Source organism: Pigmentiphaga litoralis (assembly GCF_013408655.1).
In the GTDB taxonomy this organism is placed as follows: domain Bacteria; phylum Pseudomonadota; class Gammaproteobacteria; order Burkholderiales; family Burkholderiaceae_B; genus Pigmentiphaga; species Pigmentiphaga litoralis_A.
On record NZ_JACCBP010000001.1, the window covers coordinates 2,090,931 to 2,116,284 of the forward strand.

25 protein-coding genes are annotated in these 25,354 nt (G+C 64.0%); 8 read left to right on the top strand and 17 right to left on the bottom strand.

Translation table 11 applies throughout. From position 1 onward, the window contains the following. Nucleotides 1-42: 42 nt before the first annotated feature. A complete protein-coding gene (gene msbA, locus HD883_RS09305; RefSeq protein ID WP_179586180.1) occupies nucleotides 43-1,863 on the bottom strand; it encodes a lipid A export permease/ATP-binding protein MsbA in 1,821 nt (606 codons plus the stop codon). 105 nt (nucleotides 1,864-1,968) lie between these two features. On the opposite strand from msbA, the gene HD883_RS09310 reads away from it, so the two are divergent. The 3 genes from HD883_RS09310 (at nucleotide 1,969) to HD883_RS09320 (ending at nucleotide 4,915) form a co-directional block, all read left to right on the top strand. Then, on the top strand, nucleotides 1,969-2,934 hold the full coding sequence (locus HD883_RS09310) for a glycosyltransferase family 9 protein (protein ID WP_179586178.1): 966 nt from the start codon (nucleotides 1,969-1,971) through the stop codon (nucleotides 2,932-2,934). Between the two features lie 163 nt (nucleotides 2,935-3,097). Next, a complete protein-coding gene (locus HD883_RS09315; RefSeq protein WP_179586176.1) occupies nucleotides 3,098-4,381 on the top strand; it encodes an O-antigen ligase family protein in 1,284 nt (427 codons plus the stop codon). A 54-nt stretch (nucleotides 4,382-4,435) separates the two neighbouring features. Further along, complete coding sequence (locus HD883_RS09320; RefSeq protein ID WP_179586174.1) at nucleotides 4,436-4,915, top strand: VOC family protein; 480 nt, start codon at nucleotides 4,436-4,438, stop codon at nucleotides 4,913-4,915. Between the two features lie 12 nt (nucleotides 4,916-4,927). Here the strand turns inward: HD883_RS09320 and HD883_RS09325 are convergent, their stop codons facing one another. After that, on the bottom strand, nucleotides 4,928-5,656 hold the full coding sequence (locus HD883_RS09325; RefSeq protein ID WP_179586172.1) for an SDR family oxidoreductase: 729 nt from the start codon (nucleotides 5,654-5,656) through the stop codon (nucleotides 4,928-4,930). Nucleotides 5,657-5,800: 144 nt separating this feature from the next. Between HD883_RS09325 and HD883_RS09330 the strand changes: the two genes are divergently transcribed. The 3 genes from HD883_RS09330 (at nucleotide 5,801) to HD883_RS09340 (ending at nucleotide 7,182) form a co-directional block, all read left to right on the top strand. Next, nucleotides 5,801-6,409: a TetR/AcrR family transcriptional regulator gene (locus HD883_RS09330; RefSeq protein WP_179586170.1), complete on the top strand. Its 609-nt coding sequence runs from the start codon at nucleotides 5,801-5,803 to the stop codon at nucleotides 6,407-6,409. Between the two features lie 171 nt (nucleotides 6,410-6,580). After that, complete coding sequence (locus tag HD883_RS09335) at nucleotides 6,581-6,880, top strand: type II toxin-antitoxin system RelE/ParE family toxin (RefSeq protein ID WP_179586168.1); 300 nt, start codon at nucleotides 6,581-6,583, stop codon at nucleotides 6,878-6,880. A gap of 2 nt (nucleotides 6,881-6,882) precedes the next feature. Beyond that, a complete protein-coding gene (locus HD883_RS09340; RefSeq protein WP_179586166.1) occupies nucleotides 6,883-7,182 on the top strand; it encodes an addiction module antidote protein in 300 nt (99 codons plus the stop codon). 38 nt (nucleotides 7,183-7,220) lie between these two features. Here the strand turns inward: HD883_RS09340 and HD883_RS09345 are convergent, their stop codons facing one another. Further along, nucleotides 7,221-8,006: a DUF429 domain-containing protein gene (locus tag HD883_RS09345; protein ID WP_179586164.1), complete on the bottom strand. Its 786-nt coding sequence runs from the start codon at nucleotides 8,004-8,006 to the stop codon at nucleotides 7,221-7,223. A 102-nt stretch (nucleotides 8,007-8,108) separates the two neighbouring features. Beyond that, the gene (gene dnaE / locus HD883_RS09350; protein ID WP_179586162.1) at nucleotides 8,109-11,600 is read right to left on the bottom strand and encodes a DNA polymerase III subunit alpha; all 3,492 of its coding nucleotides are present in this window, start codon (nucleotides 11,598-11,600) and stop codon (nucleotides 8,109-8,111) included. A 177-nt stretch (nucleotides 11,601-11,777) separates the two neighbouring features. On the opposite strand from dnaE, the gene HD883_RS09355 reads away from it, so the two are divergent. Beyond that, nucleotides 11,778-12,167 carry a LysR family transcriptional regulator gene (locus HD883_RS09355; protein WP_179586160.1) on the top strand — a complete coding sequence of 130 codons (390 nt, stop codon included), beginning with the start codon at nucleotides 11,778-11,780 and terminating at the stop codon, nucleotides 12,165-12,167. Nucleotides 12,168-12,173: 6 nt separating this feature from the next. On the opposite strand, the gene HD883_RS09360 is transcribed toward HD883_RS09355, so the two are convergent. From HD883_RS09360 to HD883_RS09375, 4 genes are all read right to left on the bottom strand, one after another. Then, a complete protein-coding gene (locus tag HD883_RS09360; RefSeq protein WP_218863185.1) occupies nucleotides 12,174-13,532 on the bottom strand; it encodes a cytosine deaminase in 1,359 nt (452 codons plus the stop codon). A gap of 209 nt (nucleotides 13,533-13,741) precedes the next feature. Further along, a complete protein-coding gene (locus tag HD883_RS09365) occupies nucleotides 13,742-14,725 on the bottom strand; it encodes a Bug family tripartite tricarboxylate transporter substrate binding protein (RefSeq protein ID WP_179586158.1) in 984 nt (327 codons plus the stop codon). A 53-nt stretch (nucleotides 14,726-14,778) separates the two neighbouring features. Beyond that, nucleotides 14,779-15,822, bottom strand: a complete 1,044-nt coding sequence (locus HD883_RS09370; RefSeq protein WP_179586156.1) for an alpha/beta fold hydrolase — start codon at nucleotides 15,820-15,822, stop codon at nucleotides 14,779-14,781. Beyond that, complete coding sequence (locus tag HD883_RS09375; RefSeq protein ID WP_179586154.1) at nucleotides 15,809-16,138, bottom strand: hypothetical protein; 330 nt, start codon at nucleotides 16,136-16,138, stop codon at nucleotides 15,809-15,811. Before HD883_RS09375 ends, HD883_RS09370 begins: the two co-directional genes overlap by 14 nt. 16 nt (nucleotides 16,139-16,154) lie before the next feature. Here HD883_RS09375 and HD883_RS09380 point away from each other — a divergent pair, with 16 nt between their 5' ends. Further along, complete coding sequence (locus HD883_RS09380) at nucleotides 16,155-17,177, top strand: LysR family transcriptional regulator (RefSeq protein ID WP_179586153.1); 1,023 nt, start codon at nucleotides 16,155-16,157, stop codon at nucleotides 17,175-17,177. 59 nt (nucleotides 17,178-17,236) lie between these two features. On the opposite strand, the gene HD883_RS09385 is transcribed toward HD883_RS09380, so the two are convergent. The 9 genes from HD883_RS09385 to HD883_RS09425 all read right to left on the bottom strand — a co-directional run bounded on the left by HD883_RS09385 (nucleotide 17,237) and on the right by HD883_RS09425 (nucleotide 25,337). Beyond that, nucleotides 17,237-17,638, bottom strand: a complete 402-nt coding sequence (locus tag HD883_RS09385; protein WP_179586151.1) for a type II toxin-antitoxin system MqsA family antitoxin — start codon at nucleotides 17,636-17,638, stop codon at nucleotides 17,237-17,239. A 2-nt stretch (nucleotides 17,639-17,640) separates the two neighbouring features. Next, a complete protein-coding gene (locus HD883_RS09390) occupies nucleotides 17,641-17,937 on the bottom strand; it encodes a type II toxin-antitoxin system MqsR family toxin (RefSeq protein WP_179586149.1) in 297 nt (98 codons plus the stop codon). Nucleotides 17,938-18,146: 209 nt separating this feature from the next. Then, nucleotides 18,147-18,926: an SDR family NAD(P)-dependent oxidoreductase gene (locus tag HD883_RS09395; protein ID WP_179586147.1), complete on the bottom strand. Its 780-nt coding sequence runs from the start codon at nucleotides 18,924-18,926 to the stop codon at nucleotides 18,147-18,149. Between the two features lie 141 nt (nucleotides 18,927-19,067). Beyond that, nucleotides 19,068-19,766: an ABC transporter ATP-binding protein gene (locus tag HD883_RS09400; RefSeq protein ID WP_179586145.1), complete on the bottom strand. Its 699-nt coding sequence runs from the start codon at nucleotides 19,764-19,766 to the stop codon at nucleotides 19,068-19,070. Between the two features lie 14 nt (nucleotides 19,767-19,780). Continuing rightward, entirely contained in the window at nucleotides 19,781-20,536 is a 756-nt protein-coding gene (locus HD883_RS09405) for an ABC transporter ATP-binding protein (RefSeq protein ID WP_179586143.1), read from the bottom strand. Further along, nucleotides 20,533-21,594, bottom strand: a complete 1,062-nt coding sequence (locus HD883_RS09410; RefSeq protein ID WP_179586141.1) for a branched-chain amino acid ABC transporter permease — start codon at nucleotides 21,592-21,594, stop codon at nucleotides 20,533-20,535. The genes HD883_RS09405 and HD883_RS09410 overlap by 4 nt, the downstream gene beginning before the upstream one ends. Nucleotides 21,595-21,615: 21 nt before the next feature. Then, nucleotides 21,616-22,536: a branched-chain amino acid ABC transporter permease gene (locus HD883_RS09415; RefSeq protein ID WP_179586139.1), complete on the bottom strand. Its 921-nt coding sequence runs from the start codon at nucleotides 22,534-22,536 to the stop codon at nucleotides 21,616-21,618. 62 nt (nucleotides 22,537-22,598) lie between these two features. Beyond that, on the bottom strand, nucleotides 22,599-23,762 hold the full coding sequence (locus tag HD883_RS09420) for an ABC transporter substrate-binding protein (protein WP_179586137.1): 1,164 nt from the start codon (nucleotides 23,760-23,762) through the stop codon (nucleotides 22,599-22,601). Between the two features lie 120 nt (nucleotides 23,763-23,882). Continuing rightward, the gene (locus HD883_RS09425) at nucleotides 23,883-25,337 is read right to left on the bottom strand and encodes a 2-hydroxymuconic semialdehyde dehydrogenase (RefSeq protein ID WP_179586135.1); all 1,455 of its coding nucleotides are present in this window, start codon (nucleotides 25,335-25,337) and stop codon (nucleotides 23,883-23,885) included. Nucleotides 25,338-25,354 lie beyond the last annotated feature (17 nt).

The window sequence follows — 25,354 nt, forward strand, 5'->3', positions numbered from 1 at the left end:
CGTAGCGGACGCGCTTCTCCTGAGCGTCCGCCGCCCTTCACCTCAAACCGTCGCCGCTTCGCTGTTGGCCGAGTCGTGGAACTGCATCCGGTACAAGGATGCGTACAGGCCGTTCTTCTCCATCAATTGCGCGTGCGCGCCCTCTTCCACGATCCGTCCCTGATCCAGCACCACGATCCGATCGGCATTCTGTACGGTGGACAGGCGGTGGGCGATGACCAGCGTGGTGCGGCCCTTCATCAGCCGTTCCAATGACGCTTGCACCTGCCGTTCGGACTCGTTGTCCAGCGCGGACGTGGCTTCGTCCAGGATCAGGATCGGTGCGTTCTTGATCAGCGCGCGGGCAATCGCCAGGCGCTGACGTTGCCCGCCCGACAGGTGCGCGGCGTTTTCGCCCACGCGGCTGTGGATGCCGTTGGGCAGGGAATCGACCCATTCGATCAGGTTGGCATCGGCCAGGGCGCTACGGATGGCCTCGTCGGACGGCTTGCCGTTCACCCCGTAGCCGACATTGGCGGCGATGGTGTCGTCGAACAGCACGACATCCTGGCTGACCAGCGAGATATGCGACCGCAGGCTTTCCAGCGTCAGTTCTTCAATGTTCTCGCCATCGACGCAGATCGTGCCCGCCGACGGCAGCGTGAAGCGCGGCAGCATCGACATCAGCGTCGTCTTGCCACTACCCGACCGGCCAATGAAGGCCACGGTCTGCCCCGGGGTGATCTCGCACGACACCTGGTTCAGCGTCAGCCGGTCCGCATTGGGAAACTGGTGCGACACGTCCTTGAAAACGATGTGGCCGCGCACAGGCTCGGGCAAGGTACGGGTGCCCTTGTCCACTTCGATATCCTGGTCCACCAACGCAAACACGCTTTCGGCCGACACCAGCATGCGCTGCATCGGGCTGGTGACGTTAGCCAGCCGCTTGAGCGGATCCAGCATCTGGATCATGGCCGTCACGAAGGCGGCAAAGCCCCCCACCGTAATCTGGTTGGACCCGGACTGATTCAGCGCGGTGGCCACGACGATGGCGAGCGCGACGGCGGCAATGGTCTGCGTGATGGGCGACGCGGCGGCCGACGCCACGGTGTTGCGCATTGCAAAGCGGCGCAGGCGATTGTTGATTTCCCAGAACCGGCTGTTTTCCTGCTCGTAGCCACCGAACAGCTTGATCACGCGTTGGCCGTCGATGCCTTCGCTGACCACGCGCGTCAGTTCGCCATTCATGACGATGGTCTCGCGGTTGATGCGGCGCACCCGCTGCGAAATCCTGCGCATGATGAACGCCGACAGCGGGAAGGCCACCAGGGCGATCAGGGTCATCTGCCAGGACAGATAGAGCAGCACGCCGACCAGGAACACCACGATCAGCGATTCACGGACCAGGGTCGTGATGACGTCGGTGGCCAGTTGCATGACATTGGTGGCGTCGACGACGAAGCGGTTCAGCAGCACCGACGAGCCCATGCTCTTGAAGTAGGTGTCGGGCAGCCGCAGCAGCCGGTCGAACATTTCCTTGCGCAGGTCCGCCAGCACGCTGTTCGCCACCCACGCCAGCAGGTATTCGCTGGCGAAGGACAGCACCCCGCGGATCAGGAAGATGCCGATGATGATGGCCGGCACCGTATAGACGTAATGCGGCTTGGCGCCACTGAAGCCGCCGTCCAGCATCGGTTTCATCAGCACGGCCAGCAAGGGCTGGGACGCGGCGACGCCGACGAGGCACAGGAGGCCCATGGCCAGACGCGGCCAATAACGGAGGACGCGCCCGTAGATCTGGCGCCAGAGATAGGATTTGACAGGTTGGGAAGTCACTGCTTGCTCATGAACGCGTCGTGGCTGACGTGGCCATGCCTGGGGCATGACCGCCTGACGCTTACAATCGGGGTCCGAACGATTGTACGCGGGTAGGCCGGCCAGGGCCGTTTGCCCATTTTGCCGACGCGACACCCCACCACTTTTTCCGCCATGACCGATTACCTGTATTTACGGCTGCCCAATTGGGTGGGCGATGCCTGCATGTGCCTGCCCGCGATCAAGCGGCTGCAGGCGGCCGGCCTGCCGCTGGTCCTGTGCGGCCAGCCCTGGGCTGAAGACCTGTTTGCCGGCCTGGCGCCGGCGGGCTACGTGCCTGTCGGCAAAGGCTGGCGCGCCGACCGGGCCGCCATCCGGTCCCGTTACCCGGCCGGACGCGGCGCACGGGGCGTGGTGTTCACCAATTCCCTGTCAAGCGCCGCGGCCCTCCGCCTGGCCGGCATCCGGACCGCGGGCTATCGCGGCGATGGCCGCAGCCTGCTGCTGACGTGGCCATTCAACAAACGCGAAGGCCGCCACGAAGTCGAGATCTTCCACGACCTGGCGCGCCTGGCGTTATGGCGCTGGAACGTGGCGGGTTCGGTGCCCGAAGAGCCCGACGCCACGCTGGGCCTGCCCCTGACCGAGGGTCACGGTGCCGCCGCCGACGCGGCGCTGGCCGCGGCCGGCATCAGCGGGCCGTTCGTGCTGCTGTCCCCCACCGCCACCGGGCTCCACCATGGCAAGGCCAAGGCCTGGCCGGAATTCGCCGCCCTGGCGGCGTCCCTGCAGCGCGAGGGCTGGACCTGCGTGACCTGCCCGCCCGCGCATGAAGTCGAGCAGGCCCGCGCGGCCGTGCCGACAGCAACCATTCTGCCGTCACTGCCGCTGGGCGCGTTTGCGTCCCTGACGGCCAAGGCCGCCCTGGTCGTCTGCAATGACTCGGGCACATCGCATGTGGCCGCGGCAGCCGGCGCCCGCCAGATCACCCTGTTTGGCGTGACACGGAGGGAGCGCACCGGACCGTGGTCGAAAAAGGCCGTGTGTCTGGGATCCGACACCGCCTGGCCGACGCTGGACGAGGTCGAAAGGTCGGCGCGGTTTGCGCTGGTGGGCAGCAGTATTGCGGCGCTGCCCTGAGCATAGGCAAGCTTGATTCCGCTCGATCTTGAGCGTTGCCAACATTGAGCAGCACCTGCCCTGCGTACTTTGACCTAGCCTGCCTAGGTCATGCGCAGCAGGGGCAATCACCTGCTAATCTCTGCGCCGCCCTCTGTTATTTACGACCACAGGATTACCCCCGATGACGCCTGCCCTGCCCCCCCACCGCCTGTATTGGCTGCTGTCCGTGAGCCTGTTCCTGCTCCCGGCAACACTTGTGGGCGTCAAGGGTGGCTACGGCATCGCCGCCGTCATTCCGCTGCTGATCTCGCTGGCCTGCCTGGTGCCGCTGATCCGCAGCCGTGCCGTCAAATGGGGCGAGGTCCGCCGCGACACCGCGCCGATCTGGGTGCCCTTCCTGTGCTTCTTCCTGGCCTTCCTGCTGTCGGTCGTCATGACCGGCGACTCGCTGCGCGGCCTGGACTATCCGAACCGGTGGCTGCTGCTGATGCCCATCGTGTTCGTGCTGGTAGCCGCGCGCCGCCACGTCGACTTCAAATACTTCTGGCTGGGCATCGCCGTCGGGTCGATCCTGACCGGCATCGTGTCCACCTACCAGGTCTTCAGCCTGGGCTACGGCCGGTCGCAAGGCTTCACCGCCGCGAACCCCTACGGCAACCTCAGCATCCTGCTCGGCCTGCTGTGCGGCGTCGGCGCCCTGTACGCCAAGTCGCGCAAGGTCGGCATCATCCTGGCCCTGGCCGGCTGGGGCGGCATGTGGGCCTCGCTGCTGTCCGTGACCCGCGGCGGCTGGCCGCTGCTGGTGCCCTTCGTCATCCTGCTGCTGTTGCACCTGGCCCGCCTGCCCCGCAAGACCGCCGTCATGCTGCTGGTCGCCCACATCGTGCTGGTGACCCTGGCCTTCCCGACCGCATCGCGCGTGATCTCCAACCGCATCGACGATGCATCCCGCGACCTGTCCATTGCCGATCCGCAAAAGAAGTCCGAAAGCTCCGTCGGCGCCCGCCTGGCCATGTGGAAAATCAGCTTCCAGATCTGGCAGGAACACCCCGCTTTCGGTATCGGCCCGACCCGCTACAAGGACGAGCTGCATCGCAAGAACACCGAGCAGTTCAAGTCCAGCGACATCTATACCCAGAACGTGGCGCACCACGAATGGCTGGATGCCATGGCGCGGGCCGGCACGGTCGGTGGCCTGGCCTTGGCGCTGGTGTACGTGCTGCCGCTGGCGGGATTGCTGCGCCGCCGGCACACGCGCCCGGCCCTGCGGTCGCTCGGCGGCGCAGGGGTTGTGGCGATCGTCGGGTCGTTCGGGCTGTATGGCTTGACCAATACGACGTTCACCAATCATCCGTCCTTGCTGTTCTTCATCGTCGCGCTGTCGGTGGTGTGGGCGCAATATCTGCAGGAAACGGACGCGGATCCCGCAACGCAGTCGTGGCCCCTGCTGCGGCGGCGGGGGTGACCTTGGCGGGGTTTACGCATACGATGGGGTGAGTTTCCGACAAGGAGAACCCCCATGGTCAGCAAGAACACCATCTGCCTCTGGTACGACCACGACGCGCTGGAAGCGGCCAGCTTCTACGCAGAAACATTTCCCGACAGCGCAATCAAGGCGGTGCACACCGCGCCGGGAGATTACCCGTCAGGCAAGGAAGGCGATGTGCTGACCGTGGAATTCACGGTCATGGGCATCCCCTGCCTGGGGCTGAACGGCGGATCCACCTTTCATCACAGCGAAGCGTTTTCCTTCCAGGTCGCGACCGACGACCAGGCGGAAACCGATAGGCTGTGGAATGCGATCGTGAGCAACGGCGGTCAGGAAAGCGCCTGCGGGTGGTGCAAGGACAAGTGGGGCCTGTCGTGGCAGATCACGCCGCGAGCGTTGACCGACGCGATCGCGGACCCGGATCAGGCAGCGGCCAAGCGCGCGTTCGAAGCCATGATGACGATGGGCAAGATCGACATCGCGACGATCGAGGCCGCGCGGCGGGGGTGAGCGCCACCCACGTCACCAAGGTACCGAACCACCCTCGGTAAAGAACCCACCCGTCGGCCCCGTGCGATCCAGCATCGCGTACTGCGCAACCACTGCGGCCGCTTGTTCCACCGTACGCGGACCGCTGAAGCCATTCAGGTCCGTCGCGGTGTAGCCCGGGCTGACCGAATTGACCTTGAAACCTTCGCCTTTCAATTGCTTCGCCAGCAGCACGGTGAACGCGTTCAGTGCCGTCTTGGACGCGTTGTACGCGAAGGGCACGACCTTGTCATAAGGCGAGTCCGGAAAGCCATGCAGGCCCAACGATCCTAGTTCGCTGGACAGATTCACAATGGTCTTGGCGTCGCCCGCCCGCATCAGCGGCAGCATCGCCTGCGTCAGCCGCACGGGTCCATACACGTTGACTTCGAATGTCCGTTTCATGGCATCGATGGTGACGTCGGTGACCGGGTCCATGTCCACGCCAATACCTGCGTTGTTGATCAACACATCCAGCCGGCCTGCCTCCGAGGTCACCTGTGCCACCGTAGCTGCCACCGATGCATCGTCCGTCACGTCGAGTGAGATGACTCGGATATCGCTGTCACCCAAGCCAAGCTCGGCCTTGGCAGCCTCGCCGCGTCCCGCGTCCCGGCTACCCAGATACACCGTCCACCCTTGCGCCGCCAACACCCGCACGGTCTCCTTCCCGATCCCCTTGTTCGCGCCCGTCACCAGCGCCACTGTCTTGCCTGCGTTCATGTCCTGATTCTCAGATTGCCGTTCGTGATTGGATGCCTGTGTCCGCCGATGCGTGGTGCCCGGTTGGCAGCGCGTCGACACCAACTCATAATACGAACAATCCTTCACATTTCACATTCGCATTCCATGCCGCCAATCACACCCGTGCTCAAGCCCCGAAAGACGCCGGTCCAGGCGCGTTCGGTCGCCACTGTCGACGCCATCATGGAGGCAACGATTCAGGTTTTGGGCACTGACGGCATCAAGGATCTGACCACCACCAAGGTGGCCGACCGGGCGGGCGTGTCGGTTGGCAGTCTGTATCAATACTTCCCGAACAAGGAAAGCCTGCTGGCCGGTGTGCTGGAACGGTATCTGGACGGCGTGACCGACACGCTGGAGCGAACCTGCGCCGCGCTGCATGGCAAGCCCATCGCAGTGATGGGACGCACGCTGGCGATCGCGTATGTGGACTGCAAGCTGGCCCGGCCCGAACCCTCGCGCGCCCTGTATGCCGTGGCCACGGAACTGGGTAGCGCGACCATCGTGCGCAAGATGTGCCGGCGCGGAGACATCGCCATCCGCGCCATGCTCGAGACTGCGGCCGACGCGACCTTCGATGACCTGGATACGGTGACGACGGTGCTGCAGGGGGTGATGTCCGGGCCGCTACAACGCGTGCTGGGGTTTGGCAGCAAGTTGAAGGTCAAGCCGCTGCGTGAGCAGATGGCATTGGCGGCGGTGGCGTATCTGGAAGCGGCGGCAAGTCGGTAGACGCCTCTTGCCTGATGGCATGAAGAGATCACCGTGATAGCCATGCGCCTTTCTGACGCAGCCGCAAGCCTAGTGCGTTCGTAAACAATCCCGATCGTCGCACGTCTGCCGTTGGCAGGTGGCACCCTTGCTGCCTGATCCGCGCAGGTGTATCCTGTTTTATACAGAACGATGACGACAATATTTACGACTGCAGTGTTCGACTCTTGGTTTTCGCGACTACGCGACAAGAGGGCGTCACAGAGGATCCAGGCGCGCATTGACCGCGCCGAAAGTGGCAATCTCGGTGACTGTGTTCCAGTGGGCGAAGGCGTGTCTGAGATGCGTGTTCATTACGGCCCTGGATACCGAGTCTACTTTGTTCAACACCGAGCTGAAATCATCGTCCTATTGGCGGGCGGCAATAAGTCAACCCAAACCGAAGACATCAAGGCTGCGTTGCTGTTAGCGCGGCAAGTGCGGGAGCAATAAGCATGGATGCCCTGAAGCTGCGAAAGTGGGACAGCGCTGAATATTTGAAAACCGACGACGACATGGTTTCGTACCTGCAAGCTTGCATGGACGAAGCAGGTGACGATGCCGCATTCATCGCCAAAGCGCTCGGGAACATTGCGCGCGCAAAAGGAATGTCGCAACTCGCAAAAGATACTGGCTTAGGCCGAGAGAGCCTTTATAAAGCGCTGTCAGGTGACGGCAATCCGAGTTTCGCCACCATCCTCAAGGTGATGCACGCGTTGGGGATTAAGCTGAACGCGCAGGTCAGCCATGCGTGATCGATGATCGCAAGTGATTCCTTATCGCGCGTCGTCGATCAATAGTGAATGCGCGCCATGATCCCGCCGCTCGTATCGTCTGCACCTGGCAAGCTCACGTGTACGCCACATTCGATCCGCAGCGCCGACCACAGGCAGATCAACGCATCGAGCACATCGTCGCGGCCGTAGGCGGATGCCTGCCCGGATCGTTCAGCAATGGCCTGCCTTGCCGCCATACGATACGCATCGGGCAATAAGCCAAGCCGGATGTCATGTCCGGCCTGCGTGTGTTTGGATTCCGCGATGCCGACAAGGGGCTGACCAGAGAGCGCTGTGCGGCGCGATGCGAAGGCGACTTCCGGATGCACTTCGAACACCCGTGCCGCGTCCGCCGACGACGCGGCCAAGGCCGCATCGACTTCGGCGATCTTCTTCAATAAATAAAACGCTTGTTTCGAGATCCCGACGCCGGTCACTGCGCGATGGGTCGCCAAGGCCTGCGGATACGCATCGCCCGGCGGCAAATCGAGGCTGGACAAGGTCTGTCGCACAGGCGTGTGGAACACGGACTGCCCACGTCGCCCGCCCAGCAAGACCTTGGCCGCCGAATCGCAGGCACGATGTCCTGACTCTGACAGTCCGATCGGTATGTCGATCGCGATGATGGCAGGGGCAGGCGCCCAGGCCAGCAGGTCGGCAAACCGGGCATGCACCGCATGGTGAAGGCGGCCTGACGATGCGTCCTGCTTTGCCGCGAACCAGCCCGCGCGGCACGCGTCGACACCGACGCAGTCCCTTGACGGCGGCAGCGGCGCCTCAATCGCAACGGGCAGGTCAGGCATTGCTGTCCATGGCAAGCATGTCGCCAACGTACATCACCTGAGAGGCAGGCCGCGAACCCGCGTCAATGACCCGCTCGGTGGCCTGCACGTCACCCTCGCGCGTCAATATTCCAGCGCCACGTCCGCCGGGTTGCCGATCACCTTGCCCAACTGTTGCAGCAACACATCCGGCACCCGGACGCGCCAGTCTTCACTCAACCGGACCACGCACTTGGCTTCGCCCTGGTTATAGACAATCTCGACCGGTGTGCCGGGGTAGCCGTTCTGCGGCTCGGCCCGGTAGGGCGACAGCATGTCTTTCAACAGCTGCGTCTGCGCATTGCCGTTCAGACGAATCGACAAGGCGCGGGCCTTGGCTTCGCGCGCCATCTGCAGGTCCATGACCGATTCGGCCACGATCCGCGTGCCGCCGGAGTATTCGTCGTTGGTGACCTTGCCGGACACGATCAGCAACTGGTCTTCACGCAGGCGGCTGCGGTTGGCTTCGTACAGTTCGTTGAAGACCGACACTTCGACCTGCGCGCTGCCGTCGTCCAGCACGGCAAAGACCATCTTGCCGCGGCGGGTCATCATCACGCGGACGCCGACCAGAATGCCGGCCATCCATTGCAGGTCGCGGCTGGGCTGCAACTGCGCCAGCGTGCCGCGTACGAAGCGTTTGACCTCGTGGCGATACGCATCGAACAGGTGGCCGCTGAAGTAGTAGCCCAGCGCCGATTTTTCGTGGCCCAGGCGTTCACGTTCGTCCCAGGGTTCGACGCGGGCCAGTTCGCCCGACAGGTCGGCGTGGTCATCCCCGCCAAACAAGGAGACCTGGCTGGCGGCGCGCGCGGCCTGTTCGGCGCCTTCCATGGCGGTGCCGACCGTGGCAAGCAAGGCGGCTCGGCTGTCGGAAAACGCGTCGAACGCGCCGGCCTTGATCATGGCTTCGATCGTGCGGCGGTTGACGGCGTTCTTGTTCACGCGGCGGCAAAAGTCGAACAGGTCCTTGAAGGGACCGCCTTCGGTCCGCGCACGGATGATGTCTTCAACCGCGCCCTGCCCCGTGCCCTTCACGGCACCCAGGCCATATCGGATGGTGCGGGGCGGCTTGCCCTTGGCGGCATGTTCGTCCTGCACCGGTTCGAACCGGTAGCCGGACATGTTGACGTCGGGCGGCAGGATCGCAACCTTGTTGGCGATCGTGTCGGCCCAGAAGATCTGCATCTTGTCGGTATCGTCCATGTCGGACGACATCGTCGCGGCCATGAACTCGGCCGGGTGATGCGCTTTGAGCCAGGCCGTCTGGTACGTGATCAGTGCGTAGGCGGCGGTGTGCGACTTGTTGAAGCCGTATTCCGCGAACTTTTCCATCAGGTTGAACAGCGTGACCGCAAGGTCGGGGTCATAACCCTTTTCGGACGCGCCCTGCTGGAAAATCTCGCGATGCTTGGCCATTTCCTCGGCCTTTTTCTTGCCCATCGCGCGGCGCAGCAAGTCGGCGCCACCCAGCGTGTAGCCGCCGATCAGCTGCGAGATCAGCATCACCTGCTCCTGATACACGATCACGCCGTACGTGCTTTTCAGCGTGGCTTCGAGGTCAGGATGGAAATATTCGGCCTTGGCGCGGCCGTGCTTGCGGTTGACGAAGTCATCGACCATGCCCGAGCCGAGCGGGCCCGGACGGAACAGCGCCAGCACGGCAATGATGTCTTCAAAGTTGCTGGGGCGCAGCTTCTTGAGCAGTTCTTTCATGCCGCGCGATTCGACCTGGAACACCGACGTGGTGTTGCCGTCGCTCAGCAGCTTGTAGGCGCCCAGATCGTCCAGCGGCAAGGCCATGACGTCGAAGTCGCGTTTGCTCGGATTGAACTCGCGCACGTACCGCACGGCCCAGTCCAGGATCGTCAGGTTGCGCAGGCCCAAGAAGTCGAACTTGACCAGGCCCACGGCTTCCACGTCGTCCTTGTCGTACTGCGACATGGCCGTCTGGCTCTGACCGGGCTGGCAATACAGCGGGCAGAAATCGGTCAGTTTGCCCGGGGCGATCAGCACCCCCCCGGCGTGCATGCCGATGTTCCGCGTCAGGCCTTCCAGCGGCCGCGCCAGATCGATCAGCGCGCGCGCTTCTTCGTCGTTGTCGTACCGTTCCTTGAAGGCCGGCTCTTCGTTCAGTGCACGTTCCAGATCCCAGGGGTCGGCGGGCGAATGCGGAATGATCTTGGACAGGCCATCGCAGAACATGTACGGCAGGTCCAGCACGCGGCCCGCATCGCGGATCACGGCCTTGGCGCCCAGGGTACCGAAGGTGGCGATCTGGCTCACGGCTTCGCGGCCGTACTTGACCTTGACGTATTCGATGACCTTGTCGCGATTGTCCTGGCAGAAGTCGATATCGAAGTCGGGCATGGAGACGCGTTCGGGATTCAGGAATCGTTCGAACAGCAAGTCATAGCGCAGCGGATCGATGTCGGTAATGCCCAAGCTGAATGCCACCAGCGACCCGGCGCCCGACCCCCGGCCCGGTCCCACCGGCACGCCGTTGCTTTTGCCCCAGTTGATGAAGTCCTGCACGATCAGGAAGTAGCCCGGAAAGCCCATGCCGATGATGGTCTTGCACTCGCGATCCAGCCGCGCTTCGTATTCCTCGCGGTGCGCTTCACGGTCGGATTCGTCGGGAAACAGCGTCAGCATGCGCTTTTCCAGGCCTTCCTTGGACAGCTGCACCAGGTATTCGTCCAGCGTCACGCCATCGGGCGTCGGGAAATTCGGCAGCTTGGGATTGCCCAGTTCCAGCGTCAGATTGCACCGCTGCGCAATGTGCGCCGTATTGACCAGCGCGGACGGGACGTCGGCGAACTTCGCCATCATCTCTTCTGTCGACTGCAGATACTGGTCTTCAGTAAAACGGCGCTGCCGGCGCGGATTGGCCAGCAGTTCCCCTTCCGCAATGCAGACCCGGGCCTCGTGCGCGCGGTAATCCTCGCGCGTCAGGAACTGCACCGGATGCGTGGCCACGACGGGCAAGTGGCATTCGGCCGCCAGACGCATCGCCGCCTGCACGTAGGTTTCGTCCCCTTCGCGCCCGGCGCGCTGCAGCTCGATGTAGAACGATCCCGGGAACACGTCGGCCCACTTGCGCGCCAGTTCGGCCGCCGCGGGCAGATTGCCCTGCTCGATGGCCTGGCCAATGTCGCCAAACCGGCCGCCCGACAGCGCGATCAGGCCGTCGCTCAGGGTGTCCAGCCATTCGGGCCGCAGTTCACCGCGCCCCTTGTTCTGATTGGTCAGAAAAGCCTGCGACAGCAGTTCGCACAGATTCAGATAGCCCTGGTGATTGCGCACCAGCAGCAGCATCCGGAACGGCTTGTCGCGATCCGCGTCGTTGGTCACCCACACGTCGCAGCCCGCCACCGGCTTGACGCCCTTGGAGCGGGCGGACCGGTAGAACTTGATCAGCCCGAACATGTTGGACAGGTCGGTCAGGGCAACCGCGGGCTGCTCCATCGCAGCGACCTGCTTGACGAGTTCGGAGATACGCACCACGCCGTCGACAACCGAAAACTCGGAATGGACGCGCAAGTGGACAAAGGGGGAGGCGGAAACTGAAGGCATCCCCCATTTTAGCTGCCAGCGGGGGAAAGCGGCAGCGCCAAGGCCGCCGCTGTAACAGTTGAGTGGGACGAAACGGTCCTGGCTCGGGTGGTGCGGGTGGAGCGGCTGCAATGGACTTGGCGGTTTACAGTAACGGCACGCCCCGCCTCCTGATCACTGCCACCTACGACACCTGCCGTGCTGCCCAAAGTCTTTCTGTACGTCGACGCCATCGCGCGCGCCGGCTCGATCCGCAAAGCGGCTGAAACCGTTCATGTCGCTGCGTCCGCCCTCAATCGCCAACTGCGCGAACTGGAAACCGATATGGGCGTCGAGCTGTTTGAACGGCTGCCGCGCGGGATGCGGCCTACCGGTGCGGGCGAAATGCTGCTGGCCCACATTCGCCAGCAGAAGCGCGACTTTGAACAACTGAACGCACGGATCGGCGAATTGCGCGGCATGCGCCGCGCCCAGATCCGGATTACGGCCCACGAAACCGGCACGCGGGATTTGCTGGTCCTGTACCAGGTCATCGAATGGGCCGAGCGCACCTGGTTCGCGTGGAGCATGCCGAAGAAGGTGGAGTAAGGCCCCCTACGCCACCATCAGATCATCCAGCATCCGGTAATCCGGCAACCGCGTATCGATCGCCGTGCCGGCGCGCAACACCACGCGGTCTGCCTGGAAGCGCGACAGCAATTCCGAGTAGTCGCGCGCGCGGAGCACGATCAGGTCGGCGGCGTCGCCGGACCGCAGGCGACCGCGGCCGGTCAGGCCCATGATGTCGGCCGGGTTGCACGTGGCAGTGGTGATCCAGTCGGAAATCGGGTGGTCCAGTTGCCCTATCTTCACCGCCTGGGTGAAGGTGTCGAGCATGTCGTGGTCGCCATAGGCGTGGAAGGGGTCGCGGCAGTTGTCGCCGCCGACGGCCACACGCAGGCCGCGGGCGCGCATTTCGTGCAGCAGGGTCACGCCGCGCCAGCGGGGGGTGACGCCATGCGTGCGCGATTGCAGGTACATGTTGACGGTGGGCAGGCTGACGATGTCGATGCGGGCGGCGGCGCAGGCGGCCAGGGTCTGTTCGATGATGCTGTCTTCTTGCAGCGCCAGGGAGCAGCAATGGCCGCACAGGATGCGGCCGGGGAACCCGACTTCGATCGCGAGCTGGGCGACGCGCAGCAAGGTGCGCGCGTCGATGTCGCCCGATTCGTCCACGTGCAGGTCCAGGTTCAGGCCACGTTCGGTCGCCAGCGCGAACATGTTTTTCATGGCCACGTCGAACTCCGGCTGACCCGGCGCGTTCGGCAGGCTGCGAAAGCGGGTGACGCAGCCGAGGTTGCCGCCCGCGTCGGCCACGATGTCGGCCAGGCGACGGCCTTCATCGGTCAGGAAGATGTCGATGGGGGCGATCGACGAGGCCTGCAGGTCGATGCGGCCGGCCCATTGCGCACGCATCTCCTTGAACACCGGGAAGGAAATGGCAGCCTGGGGCTCGAGTGAATCCAGGTGGGTGCGAATGGACACCACGCCCTTGGCATAGGCGGTCATCAAGCCAAATTCCATGCGCCGGCGCACGTCTTCGGCATGCCAGTTGGCGTTGCGGTCTTCGCTGGTGGCTTTGGACGCGCCCGGTACGTCACCGGTTGGATTGGGCTTGCGCGGCCAGATGTGGCCCTTGTCCAGATGGGTGTGGCAGTCGATCAGGCCGGGCAGGATCATCGAGTGATCAAGGTCGGGGCCCAGGTCGGCGGCCATGGCGCCGGCAGGCTGGATGTCGGCGATGCGGCCGTGGTCGATCAGCAGGTCGACGTTGGACAAGTTGGCTTCGTGGGTCGTTGCCGGCAGGTCGGATCGTCCGGTCAGACAGGTCGGCACGCGAACATGACGCAAGGCATAGCGCGGTGCATCGGGAACGGTGAAGAAGGTCGGCGACAGGGGCGGGTTCGACAGCAATCGGTTCTCCTGGGGATAGCGCACGGCAATGCGAGCTGGGCAACAGCTGCGCGACGTCCTTGCACGGTACGCCCGGGTCTGTTGCTTTGCTTCGGTGCAGCAATGGATGGGTCAAGAGTAACCGGAGAACAAAAAGGCCGGCAGGGTGCCGGCCTCGGTGCTGTCCATTCCGGCGTAGGCGCGCCCCGCGTCGCCGGGTGATCAGCCGATCATTCGGGCTCGATCCCCGCGGCCTTGATCACCTTGGTCCACTTTTCCAGTTCCGACTTGCCGAACGTCGCCAGTTCCGGCGCGGTGCTGTACGAGACTTCCAGGCCCAATCCCACCAGGCGTTCCCGCACGGCGGCGTCGTTCATGACGGTTTTCAGCGCGGCGCTCAGGCGGTCAACGATCGGTGCGGGCGTATTGGCCGGCACGTAGACGCCATACCAGGCAAGCAGTTCGAAGCCCGGGAAACGGTTGGCGATGGGCGGAACGTCGGGCAGCGATGGCCACGGCTTGAGCGAGCTGATGCCCAGCGCGCGGACCTTTCCGGCCTTGACCTGCTGGGTCCCGGTCACGACTTCGGTAAACATCATGGCGACATGGCCGGCGATCACGTCATTCAGACCCAACGGAATGCTTTTGTACGGTACGTGCAGCATTTCGATCTTGGCGGCGCTGGTCAGCATGGCGGCGGGCACCAGGGTGCCGGCGCTGCCCGAGGCGTAGGTCAGTTTGCCGGGCTGCTGCTTGGCCAGCGCAATCAGGTCGTCCAGCGTCTTGACGGGCAATGCCGGATTCGACACCAGCAGGGCGGGCGTGTAGGCCACGCGGCCAACCGGCGCAAAGTCCTTGATCGGGTCGTACCCAGGCTTTTTCATCAGTGCCGGGTTGGCGGCTTGCGTGGTCTGCGTCGTGAAGAAGACGGTGTAGCCGTCGGGCGCGGCGCGGGCCGCACCTTGCGCGGCGATCGCGCCTTGCGCGCCGGCGCGGTTTTCGATGACGAGCGTCTGCCCGAGTTCACGGCCCAGCGCTTCGCTGACGATGCGGGCGGTGGTGTCGACGCCGCTGCCCGGGCCGAATGGCACGAGCACGGTGATGGGTTTGGACGGGTAGGCGTCCGCCGCGTGAGCGGCGGGGATGGCACCCATGAACGTCGCGGCGATCGCGGCGGCCAGGGTGGCGACCAGGGCTTTCTTGTTATGCGTCATACGTGTCTCCGGAAGATCGGGGTGTTCGAAATCTTGGTGTGCGAAACAGGGTGTCAGGGTGGCGATGTCGGGGCTTGATCCGTCGTGCGATCGGTCGTGTGATCGGTCGTGTGATCCGTCGCGTGATGCTCCAGCCAGCCGGCGACGCGTTCGAAGATGGCGTCGCTGTTTCTGTCCATCATCAGGAAATGGGAATTGCCGTGGATGCCCTCCAGCGGCAGGTCCAGCACGTCGGAACGCGCGCCGGTTGCACGCAGCGCACTGCCGAATGCATCGACCGTGGCGTGATACCGCTGCCAGACCGGATGACTGCGGATCGTGTCGCCCCACACGGTCAGGTGCGGTGGGCGCGGCGTGGTCAGGCCGGTATCGAAAGCGGGTGCGCCGGACGGTTCCAGCGCCACGACCGCCTGGACGCGCGCGGGCTGGCGCTGCGCAGCGAGCATGGCAAAGCCGCCGCCCTGGCTGTGGCCCACCACGATGCAGGGGCCGATGCGTTCGATCAGCGCGTCGTAGGCGGCGCTGGTGATCGCCTCGTGGCCGGCCCAGCGGGGCACCCACTGCTTGGCGAACTGATCAAAGTACGGCAAGGGAAATTGCTGTTCCGGGAAGGCAGTGCGCGCGGCGGCGTCGGTGGCGTACCCCTTCGCCGGCCCCAGGCGGAACATGTCCCAGGCTTCATCCAGCGTGCGAAAGATCGGCTCCGATGCGTAGATCTCTGGGTATTTGGACCACGACGAACGACCGCGCTCCACCGCGTCCGACACGACCACGTCATACCCGGCCTGCAGGAAACGCCACAGCCAGCCGGGACGGCCATCGGGCGTCGTCTCCCAGTTCGTGCCGGTCATGCCGCCGCCGTGCCACAGCAGGACAGGAAACGGGTGTCGTGGTTGGACCAGGCGATAGGCCTGGCAATACATCTGCCCGGTCATGTGATCGCCGTTAGGATCCACCGGGCGCGCCGCGGCGCCCTGCGCCAGCACCCGTTGCTCCACCGGCAGGCCAGCCAGCGTCCGTACGCTGCCAGCGACATGGAAACTGTCGATGCCACGCAAGGTGACGGACGGCCCGGCCAGCGCGTCAGTTGCGGGCATGCAGCGCCGCCTGGTCTTCGGAAAAACAGCGGATGCGCGGCACGGTCTTGAACGTGTCGTGGATCACAACTTCAAGATCCGACATGAATTGCTGCACGACGTCCGCATCGCGGTAGGTATTGCCGCGAAAGTTGACCTCGACATAGATCGGTTCGCCCCGCAGCGCATGGGCAGGGACCACCATCACCTGGATCTGGTGAGGCGATGCGCGCAACACGTCCAGGCAGACCTGGCCAACGGCGCTGCCGAACGCATCGAATTCACTGGGCGCGAGCGACAGCAGGGAAGGAAGCACGAAGGCTTTGACGACAGGCATGGCGACACCAGAAGACATGAGAGTCCGCATCATGCAGCGCCGCCACCATGAAATCCAGTGCAAACTATTCCGCTATTATTGCGTCATGCACACCAATTGCGATCTTCCTGACCTGCGCGCGTTTTGCCAGCTGGTGGCGGCCGGCAGCTTCAACAAGACGGCCGACCTGCTGGCCATATCGCCGTCGGCACTCAGCCGGCGGATCGGCAAGCTGGAAGACGCCATTGGCGGAAGGCTGGTCGAACGCACCACCCGCACCATGATCCTGACGCCGCTGGGCGTGACGCTGCACGCGCGGCTGCTGCCCTTGCTGGCCAGCCTGGACGATTGCCTGTCGCAAGCGCAGCGGACTGCCCGCGGCGACATGGGCCAGGTCACGGTCGCCTGCCTGACGACCGTTGCCTTTTCCTTGTTCCCGGATGCCCTGAGCCGCTTTCGTGTGCGCCACCCGGACGTGCGCGTGGACTTGCGCGACGACACCGGCGCCCGCGTGCGCGACGCCGTCATCGACCGCAATGCCGAATTCGGCGTGACGATCCTGTGGGAAGACGAGCCCGACCTGCACTGCACCTACCTGGGCGACGACCCCTACGTGCTGGGCTGCCCGGCCGGCCACCCGCTGGCGCAGCGGGCACGCCTGTCATGGCAGGAACTGTCGGCGCATCGCATCCTGGCGCTGCGCCCCAGCAGCGCCAACCGCCAGCAGGTCGACGCCGCCCTGGCCAAAGCAGGCGTGCCCGCGCCGTGGTTCGACGAAGTCGAACACTTGTCATCGATGATCGGATTCCTGGAACACGGCAATGCCCTGGCCGTGCTGCCGCGCATGGCGCTGATGGCGACCAAGAAGGTCACCCCCGTGCCGCTGGACACCCCGACCATCGCCCGCAAGCTGTACCTGGTCAGGCGGCGGGACGTCACATTGAGCGTGGCGGCGCAGGCCTTGTGGGATGACCTGCATGCGGTGATCCAGGCCGTGCCCGCGGCGGCGGTGGGTGGGCGAGTTGGGCGGAGCAGGCGGACGGGGCGGCCGCGCAAATAAAGGGGTGGACGCCACGCGCTGGCGTCGATAACGGGGCGTTAGCGCAAGCGCCGCCTGGCTCAGGCAGTTCGGATTTCGTCCAGCAGTTCGGGATGCCGGTCCAGCACTTTCAGCAGCTTGATCAGGGCCATTGGAGGCTTCGTCCTGCCTGTTTCGTAGCGCGAAAAAGCGTTTACGCCGCCCCCGAAGATCTCAGCTGCTTCGCGTTGATCGAGCGCCAGCTTCTTGCGGACTTCGGCGATATAGCGTGGATCGACAATGGACGCGTTGACCTGGCGATTGAAACCCAACATCAGTTCGCTCACGCGGCTTGCCTCGACGGGATCCAACACCTGTTCACGACACACCGGGCAGCGTTCGCCGGTCACTTGGTGGATGACCGTCGCGGCGCCCCGATACACGTACGGCAGATCGCTGGTTTCAGCGACCAGGTCTGCCGCACCACACGCGGGACACTTCATGATCAAAGCTCCTTGAACGACACGATCACGACGTCGGAGGACACCGTGATTTTCAGGTACACAAGACCCGCTGCAGTGGCTGGCCTATACACGTCTTGCCAGATCCGATGGTCGCCGTGGGTAGTCATGCTTTTGTAGAAATCCTGCGATGTGAGGGCCAACACAACGCCGACAACATCGCTGAAAGACAAGCCCAATCGCGCAGCGCCGGCGATGGCTGAACTGGTTGGACGAACGTGCCCTGCCAGGACCAATCTTTTTACTGCAGGCAACTTTGAATGCGGAACAAGCTTTTCCACAAGACTATAACCTAATTGGTTAATGGAACGCGCAGGGTGCGAGCGACGTCACGAAGGTGACGCGTCCTGTTGACCAAGATAGATGAAGCGTTGCGGCTGCGCTTGGCATCGCAGGACAGAAGTGTCCTATCCCCTGCTTTGATCTGGCAGCCGCGAAACGTAAACGCCGGCAATCGCCGGCGTCTTTTGCGTCTGCTTCCTGTTCAGCTTTACCGCACCGCGTCCTCCGGCACGTCCACGTTGTAGTTCAGCGCGAGCCGGCCGCCGTCGGCATAGATGGTCTGGCCTGTGACGTAGCTGGAGTCCTCGCTGGCAAGGAACAGCGCCACGCCGGCGACTTCGTCGGGGCGGCCGAGTCGGGTCATGGGGATGCGCGACAGGACCTTGCGCAAGTTGTCGGGGTTGTTGCTGATGGTGGCCATGATGTCGGTGTCGATGCTGCCGGGCCCGAGGGCGTTCACGCGCACGCCATGCGGCGCCATGGCCAGCGCCATGGACTTGGTCATCTGGCGAACCGCGCCTTTGCTGGCGCCGTAGGCAAGCTGGTTGGACATCGCGAGTTCGGCGGTCATGGACGACAGCATGATGAGGCTGCCGCCCTGCCCTTGCCGCACCATGGCGCGGGCGGCGCGTTGGGCGGTCAGGAAGGCGCCGCGCACGTTCACATTCAGGACGAAGTCGAGGTCGGCCAGTTCCAGATCCAGAAATTCTGCCGCGCGGATGACGCCGGCGTTGCACACGCAGATGTCCAGGCCGCCGAACTCGGATTCGCACAGGGCCACCATGCGGTCGACGTCGTCGGGCACGGTCACGTCGCCGACCAATGCGCGAACTTCGCCTTGCGTCGCATTGACCGATTCGGTCAGGCGGTCGGCGTTGCGGTCGACCATCACGACGTTGGCCCCTTCGGCCGCGAAGCGCCGGGCGATGGCCAGGCCGATGCCGCCGGCTGCGCCTGTGACCAGCGCGGTCTTGGTTTCCAGCCTCATGCCGTCGCTCCAAAGGTGGCGATCGGCAACGACGTCGTTGCTGGATGCATCGTTGCTGTCGTCATCGATCCAGTTGCTGCTGTCATCGATTCAGTTGCTGCCGTCATCGTTGCTGCCGTCATCGTTGCTGTCGTCATCGACTCAGACTCCCACGTACCGTTCGATCAGTTCCGGCCGCGCCGCCAGTTCCGCCGACGTGCCACGCCACACGGTCGTGCCTTTGTCCAGAATGAAGTTGCTGTCGGACAGGCGCATCAGCGCCTTGGTGTTCTTGTCGACCACGATCATGGTCAGGCCTTCGTTTTTCAGCCGCGCCAGCACGCTCCAGATCTCGGCGCGGACAATGGGCGCCAGGCCTTCGGTGGCTTCGTCCAGCACCAGCAGTTTGGGGTTGGTCATGAGCGCGCGGCCGATCGCCAGCATCTGCTGTTCGCCACCCGACAGTTGCGTGCCCAGGTTGGACCGGCGCTCCTTCAACCGCGGGAAGAGTTCGTAGATTTTTTCCAGCGTCCATTGCGATGCGCTGCCGTCGTGCTTGGCGGTGGCGATCAGGTTTTCTTCAATGGTCAGCGTCGGAAAGATCTGGCGGCCTTCGGGCACCAGCGAGATGCCCAGGCGGCCGACGCGGTACGGCGCCATGCCGTTCAAGGGCTGGTCGTTGAAGCGGATGGTGCCGGCCGACGGACGCAGCAAGCCGAACAGGCAGTTGATGACAGTGGTGCGGCCCATGCCGTTGCGGCCGATCAGCCCGACGACGTCGCCGCGGCCGACTTCCAGGTCCACGTCGAACAGGGCCTGGCAACTGTCGTACTTGGCGGCAAGGTGTTGGATGGAAAGCATGCGGTCTCCTTGCGTCAGGCGTCTTCGTCGTCGCCAAGATAGGCGCGGCGCACGTCGGGATGGTTGCGGATCTCATCGATGCCGCCGGTGGCGACGATCTTGCCGTACACCAGCACGCTGATGCGGTCAGCCAGCGAGAACACCGCATGCATGTCGTGTTCGACCAGCAGGATCGTGTATTGCCCCTTCAAGGACCGCAGCAGTTCGATCGCCCCTGCCCCTTCGGCTGCGCTCATGCCGGCCATCGGTTCGTCCAGCAGCAGGATGTTCGGCTCGGCCGCAAGCGCCATGGCGATTTCGAGCTGACGCCGTTGGCCATAGGCCAGATTGGCCACCACCGTGTGTTCCACGTCACCCAGCCGGCAACGTTCAATGATGGCGCGTGCCTTGCCGACCAGTTCGGCATCGCCCGACATGGGCTTCCAGATGGCGAAGCGCACACCGCGCTTGCGCATGGCGGCGATGCAGACGTTTTCACTGACCGTGAAGCTGTCGAAGATCGACGTGATCTGGTAGGACCGCAGCAGGCCCAGGCTGACGCGCTGCTGGATCGGCTTGCCCGTCACGTCGCTGCTGCCGATGCGGATCTGGCCGCCGTCGGATCGCAGTTCACCCGTCAGCAGGTTGATAAGCGTGGTCTTGCCGGCACCGTTCGGCCCGATGATGGCGTGCAGTTCGCCCGGTGCAATGTCGAGCGACACCCCGTCGGTCGCCTTGAGCCCGCCAAAACGTTTGGTCAGGTCCGTGGTCTGCAGTCCGAGCGCGCTCATGGTGTGTCTCCGGCAATCGGCGCCACCCCGGGTGCACCGATCGGGGAACCCAAAGGCGCATTGGCCGACGCCCCCACCGACGCCGCCGACACCGTGGCGGCGGGTTGACGGCCGGACACATCGGGCCGCTTGAAGCGCTTGACCCACGAGAACCCGTCTTTGCCGAGCAAGGCGATCAGCACGATGATCGGGCCCATCAACAGCATCCAGTGCTGGGTGATGCCCTTGAAGATTTCTTCGAGCACCAGGAAGACCACCGTGCCCACGATCGGCCCCGTGACCAGGCCAATGCCGCCGATCACGATCATGACGATCAGATCGCCCGACATCTGCCAGGACATGTAGCTGGGCGATGCGAACGCAGTCAGGTTGGCCAGCAGGAAGCCCGAGATCCCGGTGATGACGCCAGAAAACACATACGCCAGCAACTGTACGCGGAACACCGAGTAGCCAAAGGCGTTCACCCGGCGCGGGTTGATGTGCGTGGCGCGCAAGATCATCCCGAAGGGCGAACGCTTGAAGCGCGCCATGACGATCGTTGTGACCAGCAGGACGGCCCAGGCCGCCCAGTAGACCTCGGTGCTGCCGCTGAGTTCGAAGCCGCTGAAGTTGCTGGGGGCGTTGATGTTCAAGCCGTCGTCGCCCCCGAAGGTCGTCATGCTGACCATCAGGAAATAGAACATCTGGGCAAACGCCAGGGTGATCATGATGAAGCCGATGCCCGATGTGCGCAGGCACACGCTGCCGACCACCAGCGCCACCGCGGCGCAGACCAGCACGCACACGCCCAGTTGCGCCCAGCCGCTGGTCACGTCATAGAAGCCGAGAATGCCGACCGCATAGCACCCCAGGCCGATGAACAGCGCGTGGCCGAAGCTGACGAGTCCGGCAAAGCCGAGCACGACGTTTAGTGCGCTGGCGGCGAGGGCATACACCAGGACCCGCGCAAAGAAGGTGACGTAGAAAGGTTCGCCGATGGCGTTGGCCACGAAGGGCACGGCGGCGAGCAGAAGAAAGAGCACCGGTATCACCCAGGCCCCGAACTTGGATCGAGTCATCGAAAGCGTCCTTGCAAGGGATCAGCGGCGAGCGGCTGAAATGAGGCCATTGGGACGGAAGGCGAGCACCAGCGCCATCAGCACGTAGATCAGCATGGACGCCAGCGCGGGCCCTACCGCGTTGGCGGCCGAGGGCAGCATGAGCTTGCCGAGCAAGCTAGGCAGGTAGGCGCGGCCCAGCGTGTCGATGATCGCGATCACCATGGCAGCCACCAGGGCGCCGCGTATCGAGCCGATACCGCCGACCACGATCACCACCAGCGCCAGGATCAGCACCGGTTCGCCCATGCCGGATTGCACCGACAGGATGGGACCGGCCAGCGCACCGGCCAACCCGGCCAGGCCCGCGCCCAGCATGAACAGCGACTTCTTGAGCAGGTCCACATTGGCGCCCAGCACGCTTACCATCGATGCATTGCTGGCCCCCGCCCGCACCAGCATGCCGAAACGGGTCTTCTGGATCAGGAACCACGCCCCCAGCGCCACCAGCACGCCCACCGCGATGATCAGGATCCGGTACACCGGGTACGGCGCGCCGAACACCGAAATGGCGCCGCCCAGGCTTTCCGGTATCGCCGCGTAGTACGGCCGATTGCCGAAGGTGACGATGGCCAGTTCGTTGAAGAACATCATCAGGCCGAACGTGGCCAGCACCTGGTACAGGTGGTCATAGCGGTACAGCGGCCGCGCCACCAGGTGTTCCAGCAGCAGACCGACCAAGCCGCTGGAAATGATGGCCGCCGCAATGGCGAACGTGAAGGATCCGCTGGCGTTGAAACTGGCGGCGCCGACGAAAGCGCCCACCATGTACAACGATCCATGCGCAAGATTGATGAAGTTCATGATGCCGAAGATCAGGGTCAGACCTGACGACAGCAGGAACAGCAGCACGCCGAGTTGCACCCCGTTGAGCAACTGCGACAGAAACAGCGAACTGATCATGGCTGGCTTCCGTGAGTGTTAGAAATGCGGCGCAAGGATGCGATGCCCCCGCGCCGGCCCCATCAAGGCTTGCACTCGTTGACGTAGGCGTCCTGGTGGTCGGTAAAGACTTGCGCCAGTTGCTTGACCGCAAAGCTGTCGCCCTGCGGCACGATCTCGAACGCGTAGTAGTTCTGCACCGGCATGTTGTTGGTATTGAAGCGGAACTTGCCCCGCACTGTCGGGAAGCTGCCCCCCACCGACTTGACCGCGTCGGCAAACGCTTTTTTGTCGGACACCTTGCCGTTGAGCTTGCGCACGGCGGCATCGAGCAGATAGGCCGCGTCGTAGCCGTTCACCGCGTATTCGGACGGCGTGCGCTGATACTTGGCCTTGAAGCCGTCGACGAATTTCTTGTTCTGCGGGTTGTCGAGCACCGTTGCCCAAGGCGAGCCGTAGATGGCGCCGATGGCCGAGTTCTTCATGGCGGCCAGCGTGTTGGCTTCGATCAGGCTGTCGGAAAAGAACGGCAGCTTGCCCATCAGGCCAGCCTGGCTCAGTTGCCGCACGACGTTGACGCCGATGGCGCCGGTGTAGAAGGCGAACAGCGCATCGGGCTTGGCCGTCTGCAGCTGGGAAATCTCGGCCGAATAGTCCAGCTGGCCAAGCGGCGTATAGACCTCGTTGGCTACCGGGCCGCCGTAGTAACGTTTGAAGCCTGCCAGCTTGTCCTTGCCCGCCTGGTAGTTCGATGACATCAGGTAGACGTTCTTGTAGCCCTTGTCTTTGACGTACTGGCCCATGGCTTCGGACATGCCGTCGTTCTGCCAGCCCATCACGAACAGGTTGGGCATGCACAGCTTGCCCGCGATCGGCGCCGGACCGGCCACCGTCGAAATCGCCACCACGCCCGATTCCTTGATGCGGCGCGTCTGCGCCATCAGGATGTTGGAATAGCCCAGTCCCACCACCGCGTCGACCTTGTCGCGTTCCAGGAATTTTTGAAGGATCTGCGAGCCAACGTCCGGCTTGAGCTGGTCGTCTTCGTTGACGACGCTGACCTTCTGGTCACCGAACTTGCCGCCCAGTTGTTCGACCGCAAGCATGAAGCCGTCGTACTGGTCCTGCCCCTGCGCGGCCTGCGGGCCGGACAGGACGGCGGAAAAACCGATCTTGATGTCAGCCTGCGCCGATCCTGCGGCCAGCAGCAAGCCGGCCATCACCAAAGCCTTGGTGGTGGGTGTCATGGTGTGTCTCCGTCGATGTTGTTATGTTTTTTGCGGGTCCGCTTCAGCGGCCCAAATCTTGCCGGCCCGCGGTAGCGGCCCAAATCATTGCGCGGCGTCAGCCCGACCGCCGCGCGGTCATCAGAGCTTGATGCAGACGTTGCGCAGTTCGGTATAGAACTCCAGCGAATGCACGCCGCCTTCGCGGCCGATACCCGACTGCTTGGCGCCGCCGAACGACGTGCGCAGGTCGCGCAGGAACCAGGAGTTCACCCAGCAGATGCCGACTTCGAGCGCGCGGCCCATGCGGTGCGCCACGCTGACGTCCTGCGTCCACACGGTGGCGGCCAGGCCATAGGGCGTGGCGTTGGCCATGTTGACTGCTTCTTCTTCGGTGTCGAAGGGAGTGATGTGGCAGCAAGGACCAAAGATTTCTTCGCGGATCACCGATGCGGTCTGCGGCAGGCCGGTCCAGATGGTGGGCTGGACCCAGGCGCCTTCGGACATGCGGCCCGGCATGGTCGGCACGCCGCCGCCGGTCACGATCGTGGCGCCTTCGGCACGCGCTTTCTCGTAGTAGCTGAGCACCTTGCGGCGATGTTCTTGCGACACCAGCGGTCCGAAGTTGGTGCTGTGATCGTTGGGGTCGCCCAGCTTGAAGCCTTCGGCCCGCTGCTTGAGCGCCGCCACGAACTTCTCAAAGATCGGACGCTGCACGTAGACCCGTTCCGTACCCAGGCAGACCTGGCCGCTGTTTTCGAATGTGGAGCGGGCAATCCCCGCCACTGCCTTGTCGAAGTCGCAATCGGCAAACACGATGCCCGCGTTCTTGCCGCCGAGTTCAAACGACACCGGCCGCACGCCCGAGGCGGCGGCGCGCATGATCGCTTCGCCCGTGCGGGTTTCGCCAGTGAAGGTGATGCCATCGACACCGGGATGCGTGGTCAGGAATTCGCCTGCCGAATCGGGCCCGAAGCCATGCACGACGTTATAGACACCGGCGGGCACGCCCACGTCGTTCATGACCTTGCCGAGCAGCGTGGCGGTGGCCGGTGTTTCTTCCGACGGTTTGACCACGACGGTATTGCCGGTGGCCAGCGCGGGACCGACCTTCCAGGTCATCAGCAGCAGCGGCAGGTTCCAGGGGCAGACGACGCCGATCACGCCACGCGGTGCACGCACGGCATAGTTGATGGCGTGGCCGCCATCAGGCGTGTCCATGCCGAAGCTTTCGGTCGGCACGTTGCGGATCAGGTCGGCAAAGACCTTGAAGTTGGCGGCGCCGCGGGGGATGTCCACGTGGCTGGCCAGCCCATGCGGCTTGCCCGTGTCGGCCATTTCGGCCGCCAGGAACTCGTCGAAGTTGGCGTTGATGCCGTCGGCAATGGCATGCAGCAGTTCGACCCGGTCTTCGACCTTGAGCTTGCCCCACGGGCCCTTCAGCGCAGCGCGTGCAGCGTCGACCGCCGCCCCGACTTCCGCCTTGCCGGCTTCATGCACCATGCCGATCAGGCTGTTGTCGACGGGATTGCGGTTTTCGAATGTCTTGCCTGTCGACACCCACTCGCCGTTGATGAAGTTCCTGAAATCGCTCATTGCCTTGCTCACTCCAA